At 62.8% G+C, this 18404-nt stretch carries 15 protein-coding genes; 10 read left to right on the top strand and 5 right to left on the bottom strand.

Annotated features, from left to right (window positions below; genetic code table 11):
- Positions 1-136 precede the first annotated feature (136 nt).
- The 4 genes from ACEPP2_RS02115 (at position 137) to ACEPP2_RS02100 (ending at position 7678) form a co-directional block, all read left to right on the top strand.
- Positions 137-1285: an acyl-CoA dehydrogenase family protein gene (locus ACEPP2_RS02115; protein ID WP_395515642.1), complete on the top strand. Its 1149-nt coding sequence runs from the start codon at positions 137-139 to the stop codon at positions 1283-1285.
- Positions 1286-1297: 12 nt separating this feature from the next.
- Entirely contained in the window at positions 1298-3370 is a 2073-nt protein-coding gene (locus ACEPP2_RS02110; RefSeq protein ID WP_395515641.1) for an acetate--CoA ligase family protein, read from the top strand.
- On the top strand, positions 3367-5433 hold the full coding sequence (locus ACEPP2_RS02105) for a 3-hydroxyacyl-CoA dehydrogenase NAD-binding domain-containing protein (RefSeq protein WP_395515640.1): 2067 nt from the start codon (positions 3367-3369) through the stop codon (positions 5431-5433). Before ACEPP2_RS02110 ends, ACEPP2_RS02105 begins: the two co-directional genes overlap by 4 nt.
- Positions 5434-5587: 154 nt before the next feature.
- Entirely contained in the window at positions 5588-7678 is a 2091-nt protein-coding gene (locus ACEPP2_RS02100; protein ID WP_395515639.1) for an acetate--CoA ligase family protein, read from the top strand.
- A 68-nt stretch (positions 7679-7746) separates the two neighbouring features.
- On the opposite strand, the gene ACEPP2_RS02095 is transcribed toward ACEPP2_RS02100, so the two are convergent.
- A complete protein-coding gene (locus tag ACEPP2_RS02095) occupies positions 7747-8160 on the bottom strand; it encodes a PaaI family thioesterase (RefSeq protein WP_395515638.1) in 414 nt (137 codons plus the stop codon).
- A 164-nt stretch (positions 8161-8324) separates the two neighbouring features.
- On the opposite strand from ACEPP2_RS02095, the gene ACEPP2_RS02090 reads away from it, so the two are divergent.
- The 3 genes from ACEPP2_RS02090 (at position 8325) to ACEPP2_RS02080 (ending at position 11324) form a co-directional block, all read left to right on the top strand.
- The gene (locus tag ACEPP2_RS02090; RefSeq protein WP_172973646.1) at positions 8325-8774 is read left to right on the top strand and encodes a tripartite tricarboxylate transporter TctB family protein; all 450 of its coding nucleotides are present in this window, start codon (positions 8325-8327) and stop codon (positions 8772-8774) included.
- Entirely contained in the window at positions 8774-10294 is a 1521-nt protein-coding gene (locus ACEPP2_RS02085) for a tripartite tricarboxylate transporter permease (protein ID WP_152341073.1), read from the top strand. Before ACEPP2_RS02090 ends, ACEPP2_RS02085 begins: the two co-directional genes overlap by 1 nt.
- Positions 10295-10370: 76 nt before the next feature.
- Positions 10371-11324, top strand: coding sequence for a Bug family tripartite tricarboxylate transporter substrate binding protein (locus ACEPP2_RS02080; RefSeq protein WP_395515637.1), 954 nt, complete (start codon positions 10371-10373; stop codon positions 11322-11324).
- 88 nt (positions 11325-11412) lie between these two features.
- Here the strand turns inward: ACEPP2_RS02080 and ACEPP2_RS02075 are convergent, their stop codons facing one another.
- Genes ACEPP2_RS02075 through ACEPP2_RS02060 form a run of 4 tightly spaced genes read right to left on the bottom strand, consistent with a single transcriptional unit; the run spans position 11413 to position 14883 of the window.
- Entirely contained in the window at positions 11413-11964 is a 552-nt protein-coding gene (locus ACEPP2_RS02075) for a carboxymuconolactone decarboxylase family protein (protein WP_395515636.1), read from the bottom strand.
- A 9-nt stretch (positions 11965-11973) separates the two neighbouring features.
- On the bottom strand, positions 11974-12972 hold the full coding sequence (locus ACEPP2_RS02070) for a D-2-hydroxyacid dehydrogenase family protein (RefSeq protein ID WP_395515635.1): 999 nt from the start codon (positions 12970-12972) through the stop codon (positions 11974-11976).
- Positions 12969-14054 (bottom strand): AbrB family transcriptional regulator, encoded by a 1086-nt coding sequence (locus ACEPP2_RS02065; protein ID WP_395515634.1) that lies wholly within the window; start codon positions 14052-14054, stop codon positions 12969-12971. Before ACEPP2_RS02065 ends, ACEPP2_RS02070 begins: the two co-directional genes overlap by 4 nt.
- Positions 14055-14085: 31 nt before the next feature.
- Entirely contained in the window at positions 14086-14883 is a 798-nt protein-coding gene (locus ACEPP2_RS02060) for an SDR family NAD(P)-dependent oxidoreductase (protein WP_395515633.1), read from the bottom strand.
- Positions 14884-15059: 176 nt separating this feature from the next.
- Here ACEPP2_RS02060 and ACEPP2_RS02055 point away from each other — a divergent pair, with 176 nt between their 5' ends.
- The 3 genes from ACEPP2_RS02055 (at position 15060) to ACEPP2_RS02045 (ending at position 18388) form a co-directional block, all read left to right on the top strand.
- On the top strand, positions 15060-15995 hold the full coding sequence (locus ACEPP2_RS02055) for a LysR substrate-binding domain-containing protein (protein WP_142588242.1): 936 nt from the start codon (positions 15060-15062) through the stop codon (positions 15993-15995).
- Between the two features lie 105 nt (positions 15996-16100).
- Complete coding sequence (locus ACEPP2_RS02050) at positions 16101-16892, top strand: SDR family NAD(P)-dependent oxidoreductase (protein ID WP_395515632.1); 792 nt, start codon at positions 16101-16103, stop codon at positions 16890-16892.
- 140 nt (positions 16893-17032) lie between these two features.
- Positions 17033-18388, top strand: a complete 1356-nt coding sequence (locus ACEPP2_RS02045) for an MmgE/PrpD family protein (protein ID WP_395515631.1) — start codon at positions 17033-17035, stop codon at positions 18386-18388.
- Positions 18389-18404 lie beyond the last annotated feature (16 nt).

Below are 18404 nucleotides of genomic sequence, written 5' to 3'. Positions count from 1 at the left end.
GAAACACGGCGGTGACGGCTTCCACCGCCAATCCGTCGGGGCGATATGAGCTTAGGTCATGCCGGCCTGAGGTCTGCGAAGTTGTCATCGCCCCGCCTCATGTCAAAACGGCAGGAGTTTGGATCAGGAGGCCGCATTGTATTCACATCTCACCTCGGAACAGGCCGAACTGGCCAGCACCGTCCGCCGGTTCGCCGAAAAGGAACTGGCTGAAGGCGCGCTCAAGCGCGCTCATGCGCGGGAATATCCATGGGACGTCGCGCATAAGCTTGCCGGCATGGGCCTCCTCGGCATCACGATGAAGGAGGAGGACGGCGGCGTCGGTGGCACCTTGATGGATGCCGTGATCGCCATCCAGGAGATCGCCAAGGTCTGTCCGAAGAGTGCGGACATCGTCCAGGCGGGCAATTTCGGACCTATACGGACGTTTGTCGAATACGCGACGGAGGACCAGAAGAAGCGCTACCTGGCGGATCTTCTGGAAGGCAAGGCACTGATTTCGCTCGGCATGTCAGAACCGGATGCCGGGTCGGCCGTCACCGAGCTGAAGACGAAGGCCGTCGAGGATGGCGACCATGTCGTCATCAATGGCTCGAAGGTCTTCTCGACCCATAGCCCCGAGGCCAAGCTGTTCCTCATCTACGTGCGCTTCGGACCCGGCACCGGCGGCATCGGCTCGGTGCTTATCGAGCGCGACACGCCCGGCTTCACGATCGGAGAACGTTCCAGTTTCATGAGTGGTGAGGAGTGGTGCCCCCTCTATTTCGAGAACTGCCGTATCCCTAAAGCCAATATCCTGCTCGGTCCCGGTGGCTTCAAGAAGCAGATCTCGGGCTTCAATGTCGAGCGCATCGGCAACGCATCGCGGGCGCTGGCGCTCGGCCAGTATGCGTTCCAGGTGGCGCGCCAGTATGCCCTTGACCGAAACCAGTTCGGCCGTCCTCTCTGCGAATTCCAGGGGCTGCAATGGAAGTTCTCCGAAATGGCCGTCAAGCTGGAGGCGGCGCAGATGCTGCTCTACCGGGCGGCCTCCGTCGCGAATGGTGAACTGCCTAGCGCCTACGACACGGCTGTCGCGAAGCTTGCCTGCAATCAGGCCGGCTTCGAAGTGGCGAACGAAGCCCTGCAGGTTATGGGCGGCTACGGCTACAGTACGGAAAGCCTGGTTGAATACTGCGTGAAGCGCACACGCGGGTGGATGATCGCCGGGGGCTCGATCGAAATGCTCAAGAACCGGATCGCCGAACACGTCTTCGAGCGGCGGTTCGACCAGCGTGCACGCTAGGAGGTAGGCTTCATGACTTTGAGTTCCGCTGCGCTGCTCAGGCCGCAATCCCTTGCTTTGATCGGCGTATCTGACGATCCGTCGAAGACAGCAGGCCGCCCGCTGCAGTTTCTGCGGCGCGCCGGCTTCGACGGGGAGATCTTCGTCGTTAATCCGCGGCGCGAGACCGTGCAGGGAGAAAAGGCCTACAAATCACTGGCGGATCTGCCGAAACGGCCAGACCATGCCTTCATCCTCACGGATGCGGAAAAGGCATTGGATGCCCTGGAGGAGTGTGAGCGTCTCGGTGTTCCGGTCGCAACGATGTTGTCCAGCGGCTTCGCCGAGGCAGGCGAAAGAGGCATCGCCAATCAGGCGCGTCTCGAGGCCATTCTCGCCCGCGGAACCATTCGGCTGGTCGGACCCTCGAGCATCGGAGTCGTCAATCTTCATAACGGACTGACCCTGACGGCCAATGCGGCCTTCGCGGAACCGGACCTCCCGAAGGGCGGGATATTCGTCGGATCCCACAGCGGCAGCCTGATCGGCGCGCTCGTATCGCGCGGCAAACGCAAAGGCATCGGCTTTGCCGGCCTCGTTTCAGTGGGTGCGGAGACCGATCTTTCGATCGGCGAGATCTGTCTGGCAACCCTCGATGACCCGCAGATCACCAGCTACATGCTGTTCATCGAGACGCTTCGCCATGCGGACAAGCTGCAGGAATTCGCGCTGGAGGCGGCCAAGCGCGGCAAGCCCGTCGCGGCCTTCAAGCTCGGTCGTTCGGAAGAAGCGGCCGAACTTGCCGTCTCCCATACCGGCTCGCTTGCAGGCGCCGATGAAGTCGCGGACATCTTTCTCGCCGAACTCGGCATAGCCCGGGTTGAATCGTTCGAGGGGCTGCTGGAAGTCATGCCGCTCCTGCAGCAGGTGCCTGCCTCTCTCGACGGCCCCCGCAGAGGCAGGGTCGGAGTGGTGACGACCACGGGCGGCGGCGCGGCCATGGCAGTCGACCAGATGGCGCTTCGCGGCGTCGATGTGGTGCCGGCCAGCGAAGAGACCCGTGCGCGCCTGCGGGAAAAGGGGATCGAACCGGGCGAGGGACGCATCATCGACCTGACCCTTGCCGGGACGCGCTATGATGTGATGAAAGCGACGCTGGACATCCTTCGAAGCGCTCCGGAATTCGACCTCGTGCTGGCGACGGCCGGCTCGTCTGCCCGCTTCAACCCGGAACTGGTCGTGCAACCTGCTGTAGATGCTGCCCGCGAGCCGGGACATCCGCTGGCGGTATTTCTCGTCCCCGATGCGCCTGACGCCGCACGTCTTCTCGCGAAGGCGGGCGTACCGGCATTCCAGGACCCGGAGACATGCGGGGACGCCATTGCGGCAGCCCTGCATCGCCGCGCGCCAACCCGTTCAACGCCACTCGACAGCTCGGCCTTCATCGGCGAGACCACAGTCCTGGACGAAGTCTCCTGCTACCGCCTGCTCGAGCACCACGGCCTGACCAGCGCCCCGTATATCGTGCTGAAGGTGGGGGACCCTGTTCCGCAACTGCCGTTCGCCTATCCGGTCGTCGCCAAGGTTCTCGACAGCCGGATCGCCCACAAGACCGATTCCGGTGGAGTGGTGCTGCATATTGCCGATGCCGCTCAACTGGCCGAAGCCATGCAGGCGATCGTGTCGCGTGTGGAGGAGAATACCGGGATCAAGGCCACCGAGATACTGGTGCAACAGATGACGCGTGGCGTAGGGGAGGTTCTGGTCGGCTTTCGTCGCGACCCGCAGGTAGGCCCGCTGGTGGTGCTTGCTGCCGGAGGTATCTTCACCGAGCTCTACCGCGACAGCACCATGCGGCTTGCGCCCGTCGACCGCGCGGCCGCCATGGAAATGATCCAGGAAATCAAGGCCAGCCGCATTCTGGACGGCTATCGCGGAGCTCCCAAGGGCGATCTCGATGCACTTGCCGACGCCATTGTCTCGGTTTCCCGGCTCGCCGCCGAAACGGCTCCGCGCGTCGAGGAGTTTGAGATCAATCCGCTCCTGGTGCTGCCGCATGGCAAGGGTGTCTGTGCCATCGATGGACTCGGGAGGGTTGCAGGATGAGCGGAACCGTCCACCTGGAACGGGACGGTGACGTCGCCGTCCTCATCATCGACAATCCGCCAGTGAACGCAGGCTCTTCCGATGTTCGCAAGGCCCTGCTGAGGCGGATCGCAGAAGTGGAAGCCGATGCGACCCTTGCCGGTGCCGTGCTTATCGGAGCGGGGAAGAGCTTCATCGCCGGCTCGGACCTGCGCGAGTTCGACCTGCCGCTCGAGCCGCCGCAACTGCCTCAGGTTATCGAAGCGATCGAAGGTTCCTCCAAGCCCTATGTGGCGGCATTACACGGTGCCGCGCTCGGCGGTGGCTATGAACTCGCTCTTGGCTGCGATGCCCGCATCGCCGCACCGGAAACGGTCGTCGGCCTTCCGGAGTGCACGCTGGGGATCATTCCCGGTGCCGGCGGCACGCAGAAGCTCCCCCGGCTTGTGGGCAAGGCTAAGGCCATCAGCCTGATCTGCACCGGCGGCAGGGTATCGTCTCCGGAAGCGTTGCGGCTGGGAATGGTCGATGCCGTCGCGGAAACCGACCTGCGTGAAGAGTCGGTGGCGCTTGCCCGCAGCCTTGCGGGCCGAAAGCAGTGGGTGGTCGAACTGCCCGGACCGGAAGATAAGCCGGAGGATATCGAGGCTGCCACTTCCAAGGCCGTGGCAGCCGGCCGCAACCGGCCGCACATACAGGCGGCTATCCGTCATGTGATGGCAGCCGGTACGGTCGGTGCTCGCGAGGGCCTGGCGGCAGAGCGCGCGGAGTTCCAGCAACTGCGTGTCGCGCCCGAAGCGAAGGCTTTGCGGCATATCTTCTTTGCCGAACGTGAGGCGGCGCGTGGGAACCTGCCGGCTGGCGTGAAAGGTCGGCGCTTTGAAAGCTTCGGTATCGTCGGTGCCGGAACGATGGGCGCCGATATCGCGACAGCGACGCTGCAGCGCGGCTTTCCCACTGTCCTCGTCGACAGCAATTCGGAGGCTCTTGCCCGTGCGAAGGCGCGGATAACGGCTGCCATCGAAAAGGGCGTCACCTCCGGCAAGCTCTCGGTCGATGCCGGCGACAGGGCGAAGTGCAACCTTGTGCTGGTCTCTGAACTGCAGTCGCTTGAGGATTGTGACGTGCTGATCGAGGCTGTCTTCGAGGACCTCGAGACTAAGAGAGGCGTCTTCGCGAAACTCGATACCATCGCCAAGCCCGGTGCGCTCCTGGCGACGAATACATCCTATCTCGACATCGACCGTATCGCTGCCGCCACCACGCGTCCAAAGGATGTGATCGGCCTGCATTTCTTCAGCCCGGCCCATATCATGAAGCTCCTGGAGGTAGTCGCAGGAGCGGAGAGTTCCCGTGAGGCGGTCGCTACCGGCCTTGCCATCGCGAAGGCGCTCGGCAAGCAGCCGGTCCAGGCATCGAACGGCTTCGGCTTCATAGGCAACCGCATCTATGCCGCCTACCGCGCGGCCTGCGAATTCATGCTGGAAGACGGTGCTCTCCCGCACGAGGTGGATGAAGCCCTGAAGGATTTCGGATTCGCCATGGGACCGTTTGCAGTCGCCGACATGTCTGGCCTCGACATTGCCTGGCGGATGCGCCAGCAGCAGGCTGCCACACGCGACCCGGCCGCGCGCTACGTGGCAATTCCGGACCGGCTGTGCGAGATGGAGCGCCTCGGACGCAAGACAGGTGCGGGATATTACGACTACGACGAGAAGGGCCGTCCGCAGCGGTCCGCGGTGGTGGAAGATGTCATCGTCATGGCTTCGGACGCGAAGGGCATCGAACGCCGTTCGCTCGATGCCCGCGAGATCCAGCGCCGCGCCATTGCCGCTATCGTCAATGAAGCGGGACTGGTGCTGGAAGAGGAGATTGCAGCGAGGGCGAGTGATATCGATGTCGTCGTCGTGAATGGCTACGGCTTTCCGCGCTGGCTTGGCGGCCCGCTTTATTGGGCAGCACAGCAGGACCTGGAGGAACTGGCGTCAGACTGCGCAGCATCGGCCGCGGCGGCCGGGCCTTCCAAGAGGCGGGCGGATCTGGATGCCTTGCTTGGCTCCGGTTTTTCGGACCGCACCGCTTAGATCTTCCTTCGGGTTGCGATGAGCAGCCATGCCAAACCCATCGTCGGGACGGTAGGTCAATTAGTCAGTTGTCCTTCCGGCCTCCAGCAAAGAGATTGCCGCGACAGTTGCGAGGAGGCGCGGATATCGCTCCTCCTGAAGTGGGGAGAACCGAATGTCCGACAATGCCATCGATCGCGCCAGCGCGCTGCGTGCTCTCTTTCGTCCGTCCAGCGTTGCCGTGGTTGGTGCATCGGCCGACCCGACCAAGACCGGCGGGCGACCGGTCAACTACCTGATCAAGCATGGCTTCGAGGGGAAAGTATACCCGATCAATCCGAAGGTGGAGGAGATCTCCGGCCTCAAATGCTACGCGTCGGTGGCAGATCTTCCGGAGGCACCCGACGCGGCTATCGTGCTGCTCGGCGCCGAACGAGCGCATGTTGCCGTGCGGCAGCTCGCCGAGCGGGGCACAAAGCTCGCGATCGTGCTCGCCAGCGGGTTCAGCGAAGCGGGCGAGGCTGGCAGGGCACGCCAGGAGGAATTGCTTCGCGCTGCCGGGACGATGCGTATTCTTGGGCCGAACACGATCGGCGCCATGGACCTTGCCCGAAACATTGTGCTGTCCGCCAGTGGCGCGCTCGAGGTCAGCGACCTGCCGGTCGGCGGCATCTCAGTCGCTTCCCAGAGCGGCGGAATTCTGGGGGCTCTGCTCTCCCGCGGGGCTGCCCGCGGAATAGGATTCAGCAAGCTGGCGACGACCGGAAACGAGGTTGACGTCGATCTCGCTGATCTCATCGATTACTATGCTGATGACGACGATACCCAGGTCGTCGTTGGCTATATCGAGGGTATCCGTTCCGTCGAGAAGTTCAGGCACGCGGCCGAGAAGGCACGCCGGGCAGGCAAGCCCGTGGTCGTGTTCAAGGTGGGTCGATCGGATTCGGGCGCACGCGCCGCCGTGTCCCATACCGGCGCCATGGCGGGCGAAGACCGCGTTTACGATATGCTGTTCAGGCAGTGCGGCATCATCCGTGCCGACAGGTTCGCCGACCTTCTCGATGTGCCGGCCATGCTGGTAACGGGACGCAAGATGAAGGGTCGCCGGGTGGCCGTCCTGACCTCGACGGGCGGGGCGGGGAGCCTCGTTGCCGATAGCTGTGGGATCGGCGGACTGGATGTGCCGCTTCTGGATGATGCAACGGCCAATGGTCTTGCTGCAATCTTGCAGGCGGCGGAACCGATGACGGCAAACCCGGTGGACGTGACGCTCGCGGGTGTGAAGCCGGACGTGATGACGGCATCAACCGAGATGCTCCTGAACTCGCAGAGCGTAGACGGCGTGGTGGTGATTGTCGGTTCATCTGCGCTCGCCCAGCCGGAAATTGCGGTTGGTGCCATCAAGAACGGTGCAGCACGAAGCACAAAGCCGCTCATCGCCTATGTGAGCCCCTATGCGCCCCACATCGTAAAGGAGCTAAACAGGCAGGGCATTCCTGCCTATACCGATCCGGAGACCTGCGCCGTAGCCTTGCGTGCGGCCCTGCCTGTTTCTGCCGTTGAGTCTGCGCTGCGGATAACCGATGTCCCGGGTGCTCCCGACTGGCTGACACCCGGCACGCTCAACGAGGCCAGGTCGCGCGCGCTCTTCGACCACTACGGCCTGTCGGGTACCGACCAGCGCATCGTCCAGACCGCTTCGGAAGCGACGGCTGCCGCAATGGAACTCGGTGGGCGGGTCGTGCTGAAGGTCCTTTCGTCGCAGATCGCTCACAAGTCGGATGTGGGGGGCGTGAAGGTCGGCCTGGATGATACCACGATCGGGCCTGCGGTGGAGCAGATGGCGCGCCATTTGGCGGACCAGAACCTTCCCAAGCCTGAGGGGTTCCTCGTGCAGAAGATGCTGTCCGGAGGCGTCGAGGTCATCCTCGGCCTGCGACGGGACCCCCAGCTCGGTCCCCTTATCCTGCTGGGGGCAGGCGGTGTATTTGCGGAGCTCGCGGATGATTCTGCGATCCGACTCCTGCCGATTGCCGAGACAGATGCCCGCGACATGGTCTCGGACCTTCGCCTCTCACGCATCCTGAATGGCTATCGCGGCGGCAAGGAGTATGATGTGGAGGCCCTCGTGGCGGCAATAATGGCGCTCGCCCGCATGGGAGAGAGCCTCGGCGAACGGTTGCTCGAGGCGGAAATCAATCCGCTGTTCGTGATGCCGAAGGGTGAGGGCGTTGCCGCGGCAGACGCACTCGTCGTCCTAGGATAGACGGGGGATAGACTGCGGCGGGAACCGAGGCACGAATTGCCCGTCCCGCCGTCCAAGCTGACTTCCTGTCAGGTAGTCCTGCGCGCGAGACGCCAGACACCCTGCGCCTGTACGATCGGCTGATCCTCGCAAAGGACCGTGCCCTCGATGAACGACATCCGGGGGGTCAGCTTGACGATCCGTGGGGATATGGTCGCGAACTTGCCGAGGGGAAGCGGAGCGACGAACTGGTGACTGAGAGAAACGGTCGCTGCCTTGTCAGATCCGCTTGCCAAGCGTGAATGAAGGCCGAAAGCGCGGTCGACAAAGGACATGATCATCCCCCCGTGAACGACGCCATTGCGGTTGGCGTGCATCTCGCGGGTAATAAACCCGTAGTGTTCGCCCCTCTGATCGGTCAACCGCCAGTAGCCGCCGATGTGGCCAATGAATCCGTCGGCCGGATCGAAGACCCAGCCATTCTGCGTAAGAAAATCTTCCATGGTGAAGTTCATCGCGCAACCGAAGGGCCTTGGCAATCGTCGCAGCCGGGCATCCCACTCTGACCTTTTGTTATGGATGCATGCTTTATTGAAGGTTGATGTCCGGGGAGTTTGTCCAGAGTATCCGTAACGCTAACCCGCATGAACTTAAGGGAGGAGAATGCATGCCTAGTATCGACTACCGCGACGCGGTAGGAGGCGCATTGCTCGTGGCGCTGGGAGCCGCCTTCACAGCCTATTCCTGGATGCATTATCCTCTCGGCACCGTCACGCGCATGGGCGCAGGCATGGTTCCTTTCTGCCTTGGCGTGATCCTTGCGATCTTCGGCGGAATGGTCCTGTTCGCCAGCCTGTCGCGTGAAGGAACGTTCCCGCAGATAAGAGTGGCGACACCGCTGGTGGTCCTCGGCAGCGTCATTCTCTTCGCCGTCGTCATCAAGCCGTTCGGCCTTCTGTCTGCTGCATTCCTGGCGACATTCGTGGCCGCTTTTGCCGACCTGTCGTTCCGTCCTCTTCGTAACGCCGCGCTCGCGACAGGCCTTAGCGCCGTCGCCTATTTGATCTTCTCGCTCGGGCTGCAGCTGCCCCTTCCTCTCTTCGCGTGGCCCTTCTGATGGATATGTTCTCCAACATCGCGCTCGGCCTTGAAACGGCGCTGACCCCGATCAACGTCCTCTACTGTTTCATCGGCGTTTTCCTCGGAACATTCATCGGCGTATTGCCGGGGATCGGTGCGCTTGCAGCCATCTCGATGCTGTTTCCGATCACCTATCATCTGGAGCCGACCACGGCCCTTATCATGCTGGCGGGGATCTATTACGGCACCGCCTATGGCGGCAGCACGGCGTCGATCCTGCTCAACATTCCCGGCACGTCCTCCAGCGTTGTGACCTGCCTGGACGGATATCCGATGGCACAGCAGGGTCGCGCCGGCGTGGCTCTGGCAATGACCGCTCTCGGCTCGTTCTTCGGTGGCGTCTTCGGCATCCTGGTCCTCAGCCTGTTTTCCCCGCTGATCTCCGGTTACGCGCTGTCCTTCGGTCCGGCGGAATATTTCACGCTGATGGTCCTGGGGCTGATCGCCGCTTCTGCAATCACGGAGGGCTCGGCCGCCAAGGGGCTTGCCATGGTCGTCCTGGGCATCCTTCTGGCGACGGTGGGCATGGATCCACAGAGCGGGACGCCACGCTTCACGTTCGGCACGCTCGACCTGATGGACGGCCTCGGCTTGAGCGCACTTGCCATGGGATTGTTCGGCATCTCCGAGGTTATCTCGTCGATCCGCACCAAGAATGACGAAGCAGCCCCCGCAAGCGCCCGCTCCGTCACCATGCGATCGTTGATCCCGAGCAGGGACGACATTCGTCGGAGCTGGATGCCGATGCTGCGCAGTTCCACGATCGGTTCCTTCTTTGGTGCACTGCCCGGTACGGGCCCATCGATCGCCTCTTTCGTCTCCTATGCGGTGGAGAAGCGGGTTTCCAAGACACCCGAGCGCTTCGGCAAGGGAGCGGTCGAGGGGGTCGTCGCACCGGAAACCGCAAACAACGCCGCCGATCAGACGGCATTCATCCCGACGCTGTCCCTGGGCATTCCCGGCAGTGCCACCATGGCCCTGATGATCGGCGCGATGATGGTTCACGGCATCCATCCCGGACCGAAGATGATGACCGACCAGCCAACGCTGTTCTGGGGCCTGGTGATGAGTTTCTGGGTCGGCAACGTCCTGCTCATCATCCTGAACCTGCCCCTCATCGGTCTTTGGGTTCGGCTTCTGACGGTGCCTTACCACCTGCTCTTCCCGGCCATCGTAATGTTCATCGCGATCGGAGCCTACTCTGTCCGTTACAGCGCATTCGACGTGCTGACCGTCGCGGGTTTCGGAGCGCTGGGTTACGTGATGCGCATCTTTGCCTTCCCGGCGGCACCACTCTTGCTGGGCTTCGTTCTCGGGCCGTTGATCGAGCAGCATTTCCGGCGAGCCATGGTGCTGGCGCGGGGCGACCTGATGGCGATCGTGGAGCGTCCCATCAGCGGTGTCTTCGTCGTCATTAGCGTGCTTCTCCTGGGTTGGAGCCTCTGGTCCACATTCCGCGAGGCGGGAAAGAGAAAGCTGCTGGAAAGCGAGAACTGAGTTTCACCGGGAGCGGCGTTAGGTGCCACCGCTGACGGTCATCAACAAGAGCACTGAAAAAAACGGAGGAGAAACCATGAAGATCTTTGCAGCAGCCGCCCTGGCATTTGCCGCAGCGACGGGAACTGTCGTCGCGCAGGACTTCCCGAACAAGCCGGTCACCATCATCATTCCCTATAGCGGCGGCGGCTCGACCGACCTCATGGCGCGCTCGCTTGCGACTGAGCTCCAGGAGATGTGGGGGCAGCCGGTCGTCGTGGAAAACCGCGCCGGTGCCGGCTCGATGATCGGCACGGCCTATCTGTCCCAGCAGCAGCCGGATGGTTACACACTCCTCGTGAACACGGCCGCGCATTCGACGGCGCCTGCCGTTCAAAAGGATCTGCCGTTCGATCCAAAGACCGATATCACTCCGATCGGCATGGTGGCGACGAGCCCCTATGTGGCCGTCAGCGGTGCTAACGTGAAGTCGGAAGGCTTCGACCAGTTCGTGGCAGAGGCGAAGGAGCGGCCGATGTTCTTCGCAACCGCCGGCGTCGGCAGCTCCAGCCATTTCTCTGCCGAACTCCTGATCCAGCAGGCCGGTATCCCGGCCGACGTCGTCCATTATTCCGGCGGCGGCGAAGCCCAGGTCAACCTGATGGGCGGACACGCCGACGTCTACATCAGCACGACCGCGTCGGTCATGCCCTATGTCAACAACGGTCAGGTGAAGGCTCTGGTCGTGCTGGCACCGGAGCGTTTCGAACTTCTGCCGGACGTCCAGTCCAGCGGGGAGAATGGTGTCGAGGGCATCGAGATCGACGGCTGGCTTGGGCTGTTCGGCCCCGGGGGCATGGATCCGGCTCTGGTCGAGAAGCTCAACGCAGACATGAACAAGGCCATCTCCACCGATCGCTTCAAGAAGGTCCTGGAAGAGAACTTTGTCGTGGCCGGCAAGACGACAGCAGCCGAGTTCAAGGAACAGGTGGAGAAGGAGATGGATCTCTGGGTCGGTCTCGCCAAGGAGCGCAATATCGTCGCCCAGTAAAGGTCTGATGATCCGGCTCCGGCCGGATCATTTTCCGCGACATGGCAAGTGAGATCGGTTGCCGGCACCCTCGGGTGCCGGCATCTTGTTATCGCGTGGTGAGTTCGTAGGTTTCCCCGTCCGGAAGGGGCACTTCAAACGCATTGAGGGTCATGGATATCAGGGTGTAATAGCCGCACAGGCCGACCAGATCGACCAGCCGGTCGGCGCCCAGCACGTTCGTCCCTTTCGCGTAGAGCTCGTCGGGGATCCTGCGCTCCCGGGAAAGTGCAAAGACCACATCGTGCACGACAGCTTCCTCCGGATCTGCGAAGGAGGGCCGCTCACCCGCCTTCAGGGCCTCCACGATCTCTGGAGCAAGCCCCGCCTTGAGCGCGATTGGCTTGTGCGCCCACCATTCAAATTCCGCCTGCCACACGCACGCCATGCACAGGATGGCGAGTTCCGACAGCTTGGGATCGAGCGACGAGCCGTAGCGGCAATAGGCGCCAAGGGCCTGCGCGGCTTCCGCCAGCTCTGGCCGATGCAGCCAGATGGCGAGAGGACCGCGGACCCGGCCACGTGGGCCGGAGGCGATCATGTCGTGGACACGCTTCTGTTCTGCAGTGAGATGGTTCGGGTCGGGTGGCCCAAGGCGCATGCTGACCTCCTATTGCTGTTCTGCGAGCCGGATCGGCTGACCGTCCAGCCAGCTCTCCAGGTTCTCGACGGTCTGGCCATAAAATGCCTCGAAGGTCTCTCGCACCGAATAGCCGAGATGCGGTGTGACCAGAGCATTGGGCAAGGTCCGGATCGGGTGGTCGGCCGGCAGCGGCTCCTGATCGTAGACGTCGATCCCGGCTCCCCTGATCTGTCCGCTGCGGAGAGCCTCCAGAAGAGCCTGCTCGTCCACCAGCGGACCCCGGGCGGTATTGATCAGGATTGACTCGGGCTTCATCTGCGCCAAGTCCTGCCTGCCAATAATACCGCGGGTGGTGGGGCCGAGCACGAGGTGCAGGGATATCACGTCCGCCGTCGCCAGCAGTTCCTGCTTGCCGAGATAGGTGGCGCCTGCTTCGGCGGCCCGCTCCGGCGTCAGGTTCGGGCTCCACGCGACCGCCTCCATTCCGAAGGCCTTGGCAATGAGAGCCATTCGGGCTCCGAGCTTGCCGAGGCCGACGATGCCGATGGTTTTCCCCCACAGCGCATTGCCGAGCCGGGTCTGCCATGCGCCTTGACGCATGGCGGCGCTCTCCTCCGGGATGAAACGCATCAGGGCCAGGATAAGGCCCCAGGCGAGCTCCGCTGTTGCGTAAACGCCGCTTCCGCTCCCGGTAGTGGTCATGACGGCGACGCCCAGCTCTCGTGCCCTGCTGTGGTCAAGGGTCCTGTTTCGAAGACCAGTCGCTGCGATCGCCTTGAGGTTCGGCAGTTGAGAAAGGAGCTCTCCAGGAAATGCGCTGCGTTCCCGTAGAAGGCATATCGCATCATACTCCCGAAGTTGTTCTATGCCGGCCTCGCCCTTGCCTATCGGCTCATGAAGGAAATCGACGTCCGCTCTCGCCTCGATCTTCTCCCAGGGCGCCAGCTTGCGCGCGACACCCATGTAATCGTCGAGGACCGCTATGCGGGGCCGGCGATCTGTCGGTAGCGGTCGAAACTCAGTCATGACATGTCTCCTCGTGCGGAATTGCTTCGCTTTTCGTACTTGTTGATCAGGGCCACGATCCAGGGGATGTTCGGCATGAACAGGAATATCCGCGTCAGGTGGAATGCAGTGACGATCGTCACGTCTTGATGCAGATACTTCGCGGTCAGCGCCATCTCGACCACGCCACCCGGTGCCGCGCCGAGGATGACAAGCCGCCAGTCCATTCCAGAGAGATAGCTCATCGCCAGGGCGATGGCGGCGCAAAGGCCGATCAGGACCAGCACCGCAAGAACGCAGGCCAGCGTAAGCCTGCCTGCAGAGGTGATGATCTCACGACGGAATGTCGAGCCGAGCCATGATCCGAGCACGATTTGTGCAGCCGACAGGATGATCGCCGGAAATGGCGAGATTCCATTGCCCGTCGCGGCGAGCAGGGCTGTGAAGGCGAGGGGCCCGAGGAAGTTCGGGTTGGGAATGCGCAACAGGCGGAAGAGCCACATTCCGGCGAAGCCGATCGCTCCCAGCAGGCCGATCTCCAATGGGTCGAACGTCACGGACCCATTGACCATCATGCCGCGGCCTTCCGGCCATCCCTCCACGGCGTACATCGCGAAGGGGACGAGTACGACGACCGCTGAAAGCCGCAGCGTCTGTGAAAAGATGACCGGCATCGGATCGACCTTGCTCTCCACCGCCATCGCGGCCGCCTCGACCGGGCTCGTGGGCACGGCCGAGAGGAAGGCCTGGGCGAAGGTGAGCCCGCTTGCGCGTGCGAAGATGGCGGCGACTGCGAAGATGCAGAAGAGGCTTGCGACGGCCGTCCCGATGATGACTGGTGCATGGAGGAAGAGCTTGTCGAGCGCCGAGGGGGTGAAGGTCAGTCCGACCTGGCAGGCGACGATCACTTGGCCGAATGGTCGGATCTGGTTGGGGACCCGCACGACCATCAACTGGCTGATGGCAAGGAAGGCCGTCATGACCAGCGGGCCGATCATCCATGGTAGCGGCGATCCAAGCCATTGGAAGATAGCGCCGGACGCCGCTGCGAGCAGGAGCAGGAGGCAGAGCTTCGCCAACGGCTTCACGCGCGAAGAGATCATACCGCCCTTGGGTCTCACGTGCTTTCGGCGGTCAGTCACAACGCGCCGACATCCCGCCGTCGACCACCAGTTCCGTACCGGTCACGAACCGGGCTTCGTCGGAGGCGAGGAAGAGCGCGGCATTTGCGGTGTCCCGGCCATCTCCCATGAAGGGCAGCGGAATCCTGCTCTGCCTCTGCGCAAGCAATGCACTGACATCGCCACCGGCGCGCTGACTGGCGAGGCGCGCTTCAACCATCGGGGTGTGCATCTGGCCGGGTACCACCGTGTTCACGCGGACGTTGAATGGCGCATATTCGACGGCGGTGACCCGCGAGAACTGTATGACCCCTGCCTTCGCCGCTGCATAGGCGACCTGTGCAGCGCCGGTCCAGCGAATTCCGGACGTGGAGGCTGTATTGACGATGGAGCCGCTTTCCTGAGCCTTCATGATGGGCAGCACATGCTTGCACATGAGAAAGACGCTTGTGAGATTGTAGTTGAGCTGCTTGAGCCACAGCTCTTCGCTCATCTCGACCGCACCGCCCTTGGCTGATCCGCCGACATTGTTCACAAGGACGTCCACCCTGCCATATCGGGACATGACGTCCTCAACCATGCCTGCGATGGAAGAACTGTCGGTGACGTCACAGTGTGCGAGGTGATGCGCACCGCCGATCTCCCGCAGCATTCGTGCGGTCTCTTCCATCGCGTCCGTGTTGATGTCCGTGCCGATGACGGTGGCGCCTTCCTTGGCGAACAGGACTGCCGCAGCTCTCCCATTGCCCCATCCCGGGGCGACGCATCCCGCACCCGTAATGATGGCCACCTTGCCTTCAAGCCTTCGCATCCTGCCCCTCCCGGCGTTTCGCCTGTCGTCAGGGTCACTGCAGATGGGCTGCCGGCAAAGTTATGTCCGGGATATTTGCAGAGCAAGAGACAAGCCGATATTGCTTCCATGTCGACACTAGCCTGACCTATTGGGAAATTGACTGGCTTTTCGTCGCTCTAGGGAAACCTGCGCTTATGCAAGAACAGAGACTCAACCTTCCGCTCAACCCTCTTCGCGCCTTCGCCATCGCGTCGCGGCACAAGACGTTCACGGCTGCGGCCAGGGAGCTTGGCGTCAGTCAGGTCGCAATCAGCCGTCAGATCGCGATCCTGGAGAACTACCTCAATGTCAGCCTCTTCGAGCGCGGCACCCGCTCCGCCAAACTCACCGACGTGGGCCGTGCCTTCGGCCTTGAGATCGCCGGACTGTTCGACGAACTGGAGAATGCGACGCATCGCATCATCAGCCAGGAGACGCAGAGCACCGTCAACCTGCGGGTTCATCCGACGCTCGCACATCTGTGGTTGATGCCGCGGCTTCCGGATTTCATGCAGAAATACCCCGACATCCGGGTCCGTTTCGACACGCGAGTCGAGCCGTTGGATTTCCGGGGAACCCATCTCGACGTTGCCGTACAGCTGGGTTCTGGCCACTGGAAGGATGCCAAGGCTCGCAAACTGTGGGACGAGGAAATCGACGTGATCTGCAGCGCAGATTACCTCGAGAAGGTCGGACCGCTCGAAAAGCCGGCGGATGTCGAGCGCTGCGAATTGCTGCATTCCCGGTATCGGCGGCGTGCATGGGAGCACTGGGCGGAGACGATCGGCGTCCAGATCGACTATCGGCGTGGCATGGAGTTTGACACCTCGCTTCTTACCTTCTCGGCAGCCGAGCAGGGTTTTGGCCTCGCTATCGGCCAGTTGGGACTTCTGGACGATCTGGTCGGAAGGGGGCGGCTTGTCCGGCCGTTCGACATGCGGATCGCAACCGGCGCATCCTTCTACGTGACTTGGCCCACCACGGCCTCGGTGAACGTAAAGACAAAGAAATTCATCGATTGGCTGCTTGGCCAAGTGGGGGAATCCCCCGAGTTCTATTCCGGGTCCAAGGTCGTCCTGAGCCAGCCCTGATAAGTGCTTAGCAGAACGGAACTCTGGATTACCTAACGTTTGATCAGGCTTTCTGTCCGCCGCCCGATGCTATCGCTTAGTCAGATAGGCGGATGGAGAGGAAGCATGGCTGGTCGTTTGCAGGGCAAGATCGCGGTGGTCGTCGGAGCGGGACAGCAGTCCGGCACGACGGTCGGCAACGGGCGTGCCGTCGCGATGCGTTTTGCCCAGGAAGGGGCGACCTGCCTGCTCGTCGACAAGGTCGGCGCCTGGGCGGAGGACACTCGCGCACTGCTGGACGGGGCTCAGGCGAGCACGTTCGAGGCCGATGTGACCCGGGAGGATGATTGCCGTGCCGTCATCGAAGCCGCAGTCGCTCGCTACGGCCGGGTGGACATCCTGCACAACAATGTCGGCATGTCCAAGGGCGACAGGCCGACATGGGAACTCGAAGTGGAAGCCTGGGAGCGCATCATGACGCTCAACCTCCAGAGCATGTTCATGATGTGCAAGCACGCGCTGCCGGTGATGCGCCAACAGCGGTCGGGTTCGATCATCAACATCTCCTCCACCTCGTCGCTCTCCAAGCGCCCGACGCTCGCTTACAAGACCTCAAAGGGAGCAATCAACACGTTGACGCAGCACGTCGCAGCCGAGAATGCCGCCTTCGGCGTGCGAGCGAACGTCATCGTTCCCGGATTGATTGATACGCCGATGGCGATCGAGCGCCGGGCCGCCGAGACCGGGCGCAGCCGCGAGGAAATTCGCGCGGAACGCGATGCACTCGTTCCCATGGGCTTCATGGGTGAGGCATTGGACGTCGCCAACGCGGCAGTCTTCCTGGCCTCCGACGAAGCGAAATACATTACCGGCGTCCTGCTGCCCGTGGACGGCGGCCTCTTGCTCAAGCGGGGCTGATCTGGCCCTGCAATGGCAACGGCCAGCGGTCGGCCGATCCGGACGGATGGTCAGTTGACGCAATAACGGGGGGTATTGGATCCTCCACCGGCGCCGTTGCGGGCAAGGGCGTTGGTAAGAAAACGAGGTGCCTGAAGACGATGAGCAATCCTTTGATCACACTGGCCGAGGCGGCTGCGCACTGGAACAGCTGCCCCCTGTCCGAGGAGGTCGACTGGCAGACCCGGCGTACGATCCTTGACTGGTTCGGATCGATGTTGCCCGGCTGTCTCGATGGTCCAGGTCCGGCCCTCGCCAAGGTTCTGGCTTCCGGACGAGGAGAGGGGCGGGCGATCAGCTATGTCGACGGCTCGGTTGGGACATCAAGGCACGCTGCTCTCCTGAACGGCGTGACGAGCCATACAGCGGAATTCGACGACATCTTCCGTGACGGTGGCTATCATCCCGGCAGCCCGACGATCTCGGCGGCCCTTGCCGTCGCACAGGATGTCGGCGCGAGCGGCGAGGCATTCCGGCGCGCGGTGATCGGCGGCTACGAGGTTGGCTGCCGCGTCGCGATCGCGCTTCAGCCGAGCCATTACCGCGACTGGCACATCACCGCGACGGTCGGGACGATTGGGGCGGCGGTTTCCACCGCCATGCTCCTCGGCGGGACGGCTGACACGATCGCGCATGCCATCGCCATCTCCACGAGCTTCGCTGGGGGACACCAGGAAAACCTGCAAGGCCTTGGCAACACCAAGCCGCTCCATTGCGGACACGCGGCCGAAGCCGGTGTGCTCGCCGGCCTTGCGGCCTCTGCCGGAGTGACCGGATCGCTTGACAGCCTGCACGCGCCCCACGGCTATGCCGCTGCCTCGAGCGACACGACCGGCAACTGGCAGGCGGCTCTCGACGGGCTGGGCGAATGGACGCCGATCACCCGCATGACCTTCAAGAACCATGGCTGTTGCGGCCATATCTTTCCCACGCTGGACGGTGTCAGGACGCTGCAGTCACAGGTGAGCTTTCAGGCGGGCGACATCCATTCGATCACCGTGCACGGTTATGGACCGACCGCGGCCATCTGCAACCGCATGAAGGTCGAAACTGCGCGAGATGCACGGTTCTCCGTGCAGTACTGCGTGGGCGCATTGCTCGCCGTCGGCCGTGTGCGGATGGAGGCGTTCACGCCGGAGGCATTGGCCAGAGAAGATATCCGCGCCATCATGCCGAAGGTCGTGGTGGTCGAGGATGCCGAGATCGCTGCCGCCTATCCGAGCCGCCGCATGGCGCGGCTGCGGGTCGAACTGACGGACGGGCGGGTACTGGATCATTTCCAGCAGACGCGCAAGGGCGACCCCGACGATCCGCTGACCGACGAGGAACTGGTGGAGAAATACGACGAATTGGCTGCCGGGGCCCTCGGTGATCAGGATCGTGAGGGTCTGAAGCAGCAAGTGCTGTTCGGGACGGACCTGCCCCTGGCGCTGACGATCGCTCCCCGAACGGCCTGACATCAACAAGCAGAGA

The sequence above is a fragment of the Pseudorhizobium flavum genome, assembly GCF_044142885.1.
Taxonomy (GTDB): Bacteria; Pseudomonadota; Alphaproteobacteria; order Rhizobiales; family Rhizobiaceae; genus Neorhizobium; species Neorhizobium flavum.
Note: the sequence above shows the minus strand (reverse complement) of the source record. Positions and strands in the feature narration are given on the sequence as shown.

Excerpts from the sequence above, each read along its gene's own strand:
- ACEPP2_RS02110 (WP_395515641.1), top strand. The coding sequence starts at position 1,298 with ATGACTTTGAGTTCCGCTGCGCTGCTCAGGCCGCAATCCCTTGCTTTG.
- ACEPP2_RS02100 (WP_395515639.1), top strand. The coding sequence starts at position 5,588 with ATGTCCGACAATGCCATCGATCGCGCCAGCGCGCTGCGTGCTCTCTTT.
- ACEPP2_RS02050 (WP_395515632.1), top strand. The coding sequence starts at position 16,101 with ATGGCTGGTCGTTTGCAGGGCAAGATCGCGGTGGTCGTCGGAGCGGGA.
- ACEPP2_RS02105 (WP_395515640.1), top strand. The coding sequence starts at position 3,367 with ATGAGCGGAACCGTCCACCTGGAACGGGACGGTGACGTCGCCGTCCTC.
- ACEPP2_RS02065 (WP_395515634.1), bottom strand. The coding sequence starts at position 14,054 with ATGATCTCTTCGCGCGTGAAGCCGTTGGCGAAGCTCTGCCTCCTGCTC.
- ACEPP2_RS02080 (WP_395515637.1), top strand. The coding sequence starts at position 10,371 with ATGAAGATCTTTGCAGCAGCCGCCCTGGCATTTGCCGCAGCGACGGGA.
- ACEPP2_RS02045 (WP_395515631.1), top strand. The coding sequence starts at position 17,033 with ATGAGCAATCCTTTGATCACACTGGCCGAGGCGGCTGCGCACTGGAAC.
- ACEPP2_RS02075 (WP_395515636.1), bottom strand. The coding sequence starts at position 11,964 with ATGCGCCTTGGGCCACCCGACCCGAACCATCTCACTGCAGAACAGAAG.
- ACEPP2_RS02055 (WP_142588242.1), top strand. The coding sequence starts at position 15,060 with ATGCAAGAACAGAGACTCAACCTTCCGCTCAACCCTCTTCGCGCCTTC.
- ACEPP2_RS02095 (WP_395515638.1), bottom strand. The coding sequence starts at position 8,160 with ATGGAAGATTTTCTTACGCAGAATGGCTGGGTCTTCGATCCGGCCGAC.
- ACEPP2_RS02090 (WP_172973646.1), top strand. The coding sequence starts at position 8,325 with ATGCCTAGTATCGACTACCGCGACGCGGTAGGAGGCGCATTGCTCGTG.
- ACEPP2_RS02085 (WP_152341073.1), top strand. The coding sequence starts at position 8,774 with ATGGATATGTTCTCCAACATCGCGCTCGGCCTTGAAACGGCGCTGACC.
- ACEPP2_RS02060 (WP_395515633.1), bottom strand. The coding sequence starts at position 14,883 with ATGCGAAGGCTTGAAGGCAAGGTGGCCATCATTACGGGTGCGGGATGC.
- ACEPP2_RS02070 (WP_395515635.1), bottom strand. The coding sequence starts at position 12,972 with ATGACTGAGTTTCGACCGCTACCGACAGATCGCCGGCCCCGCATAGCG.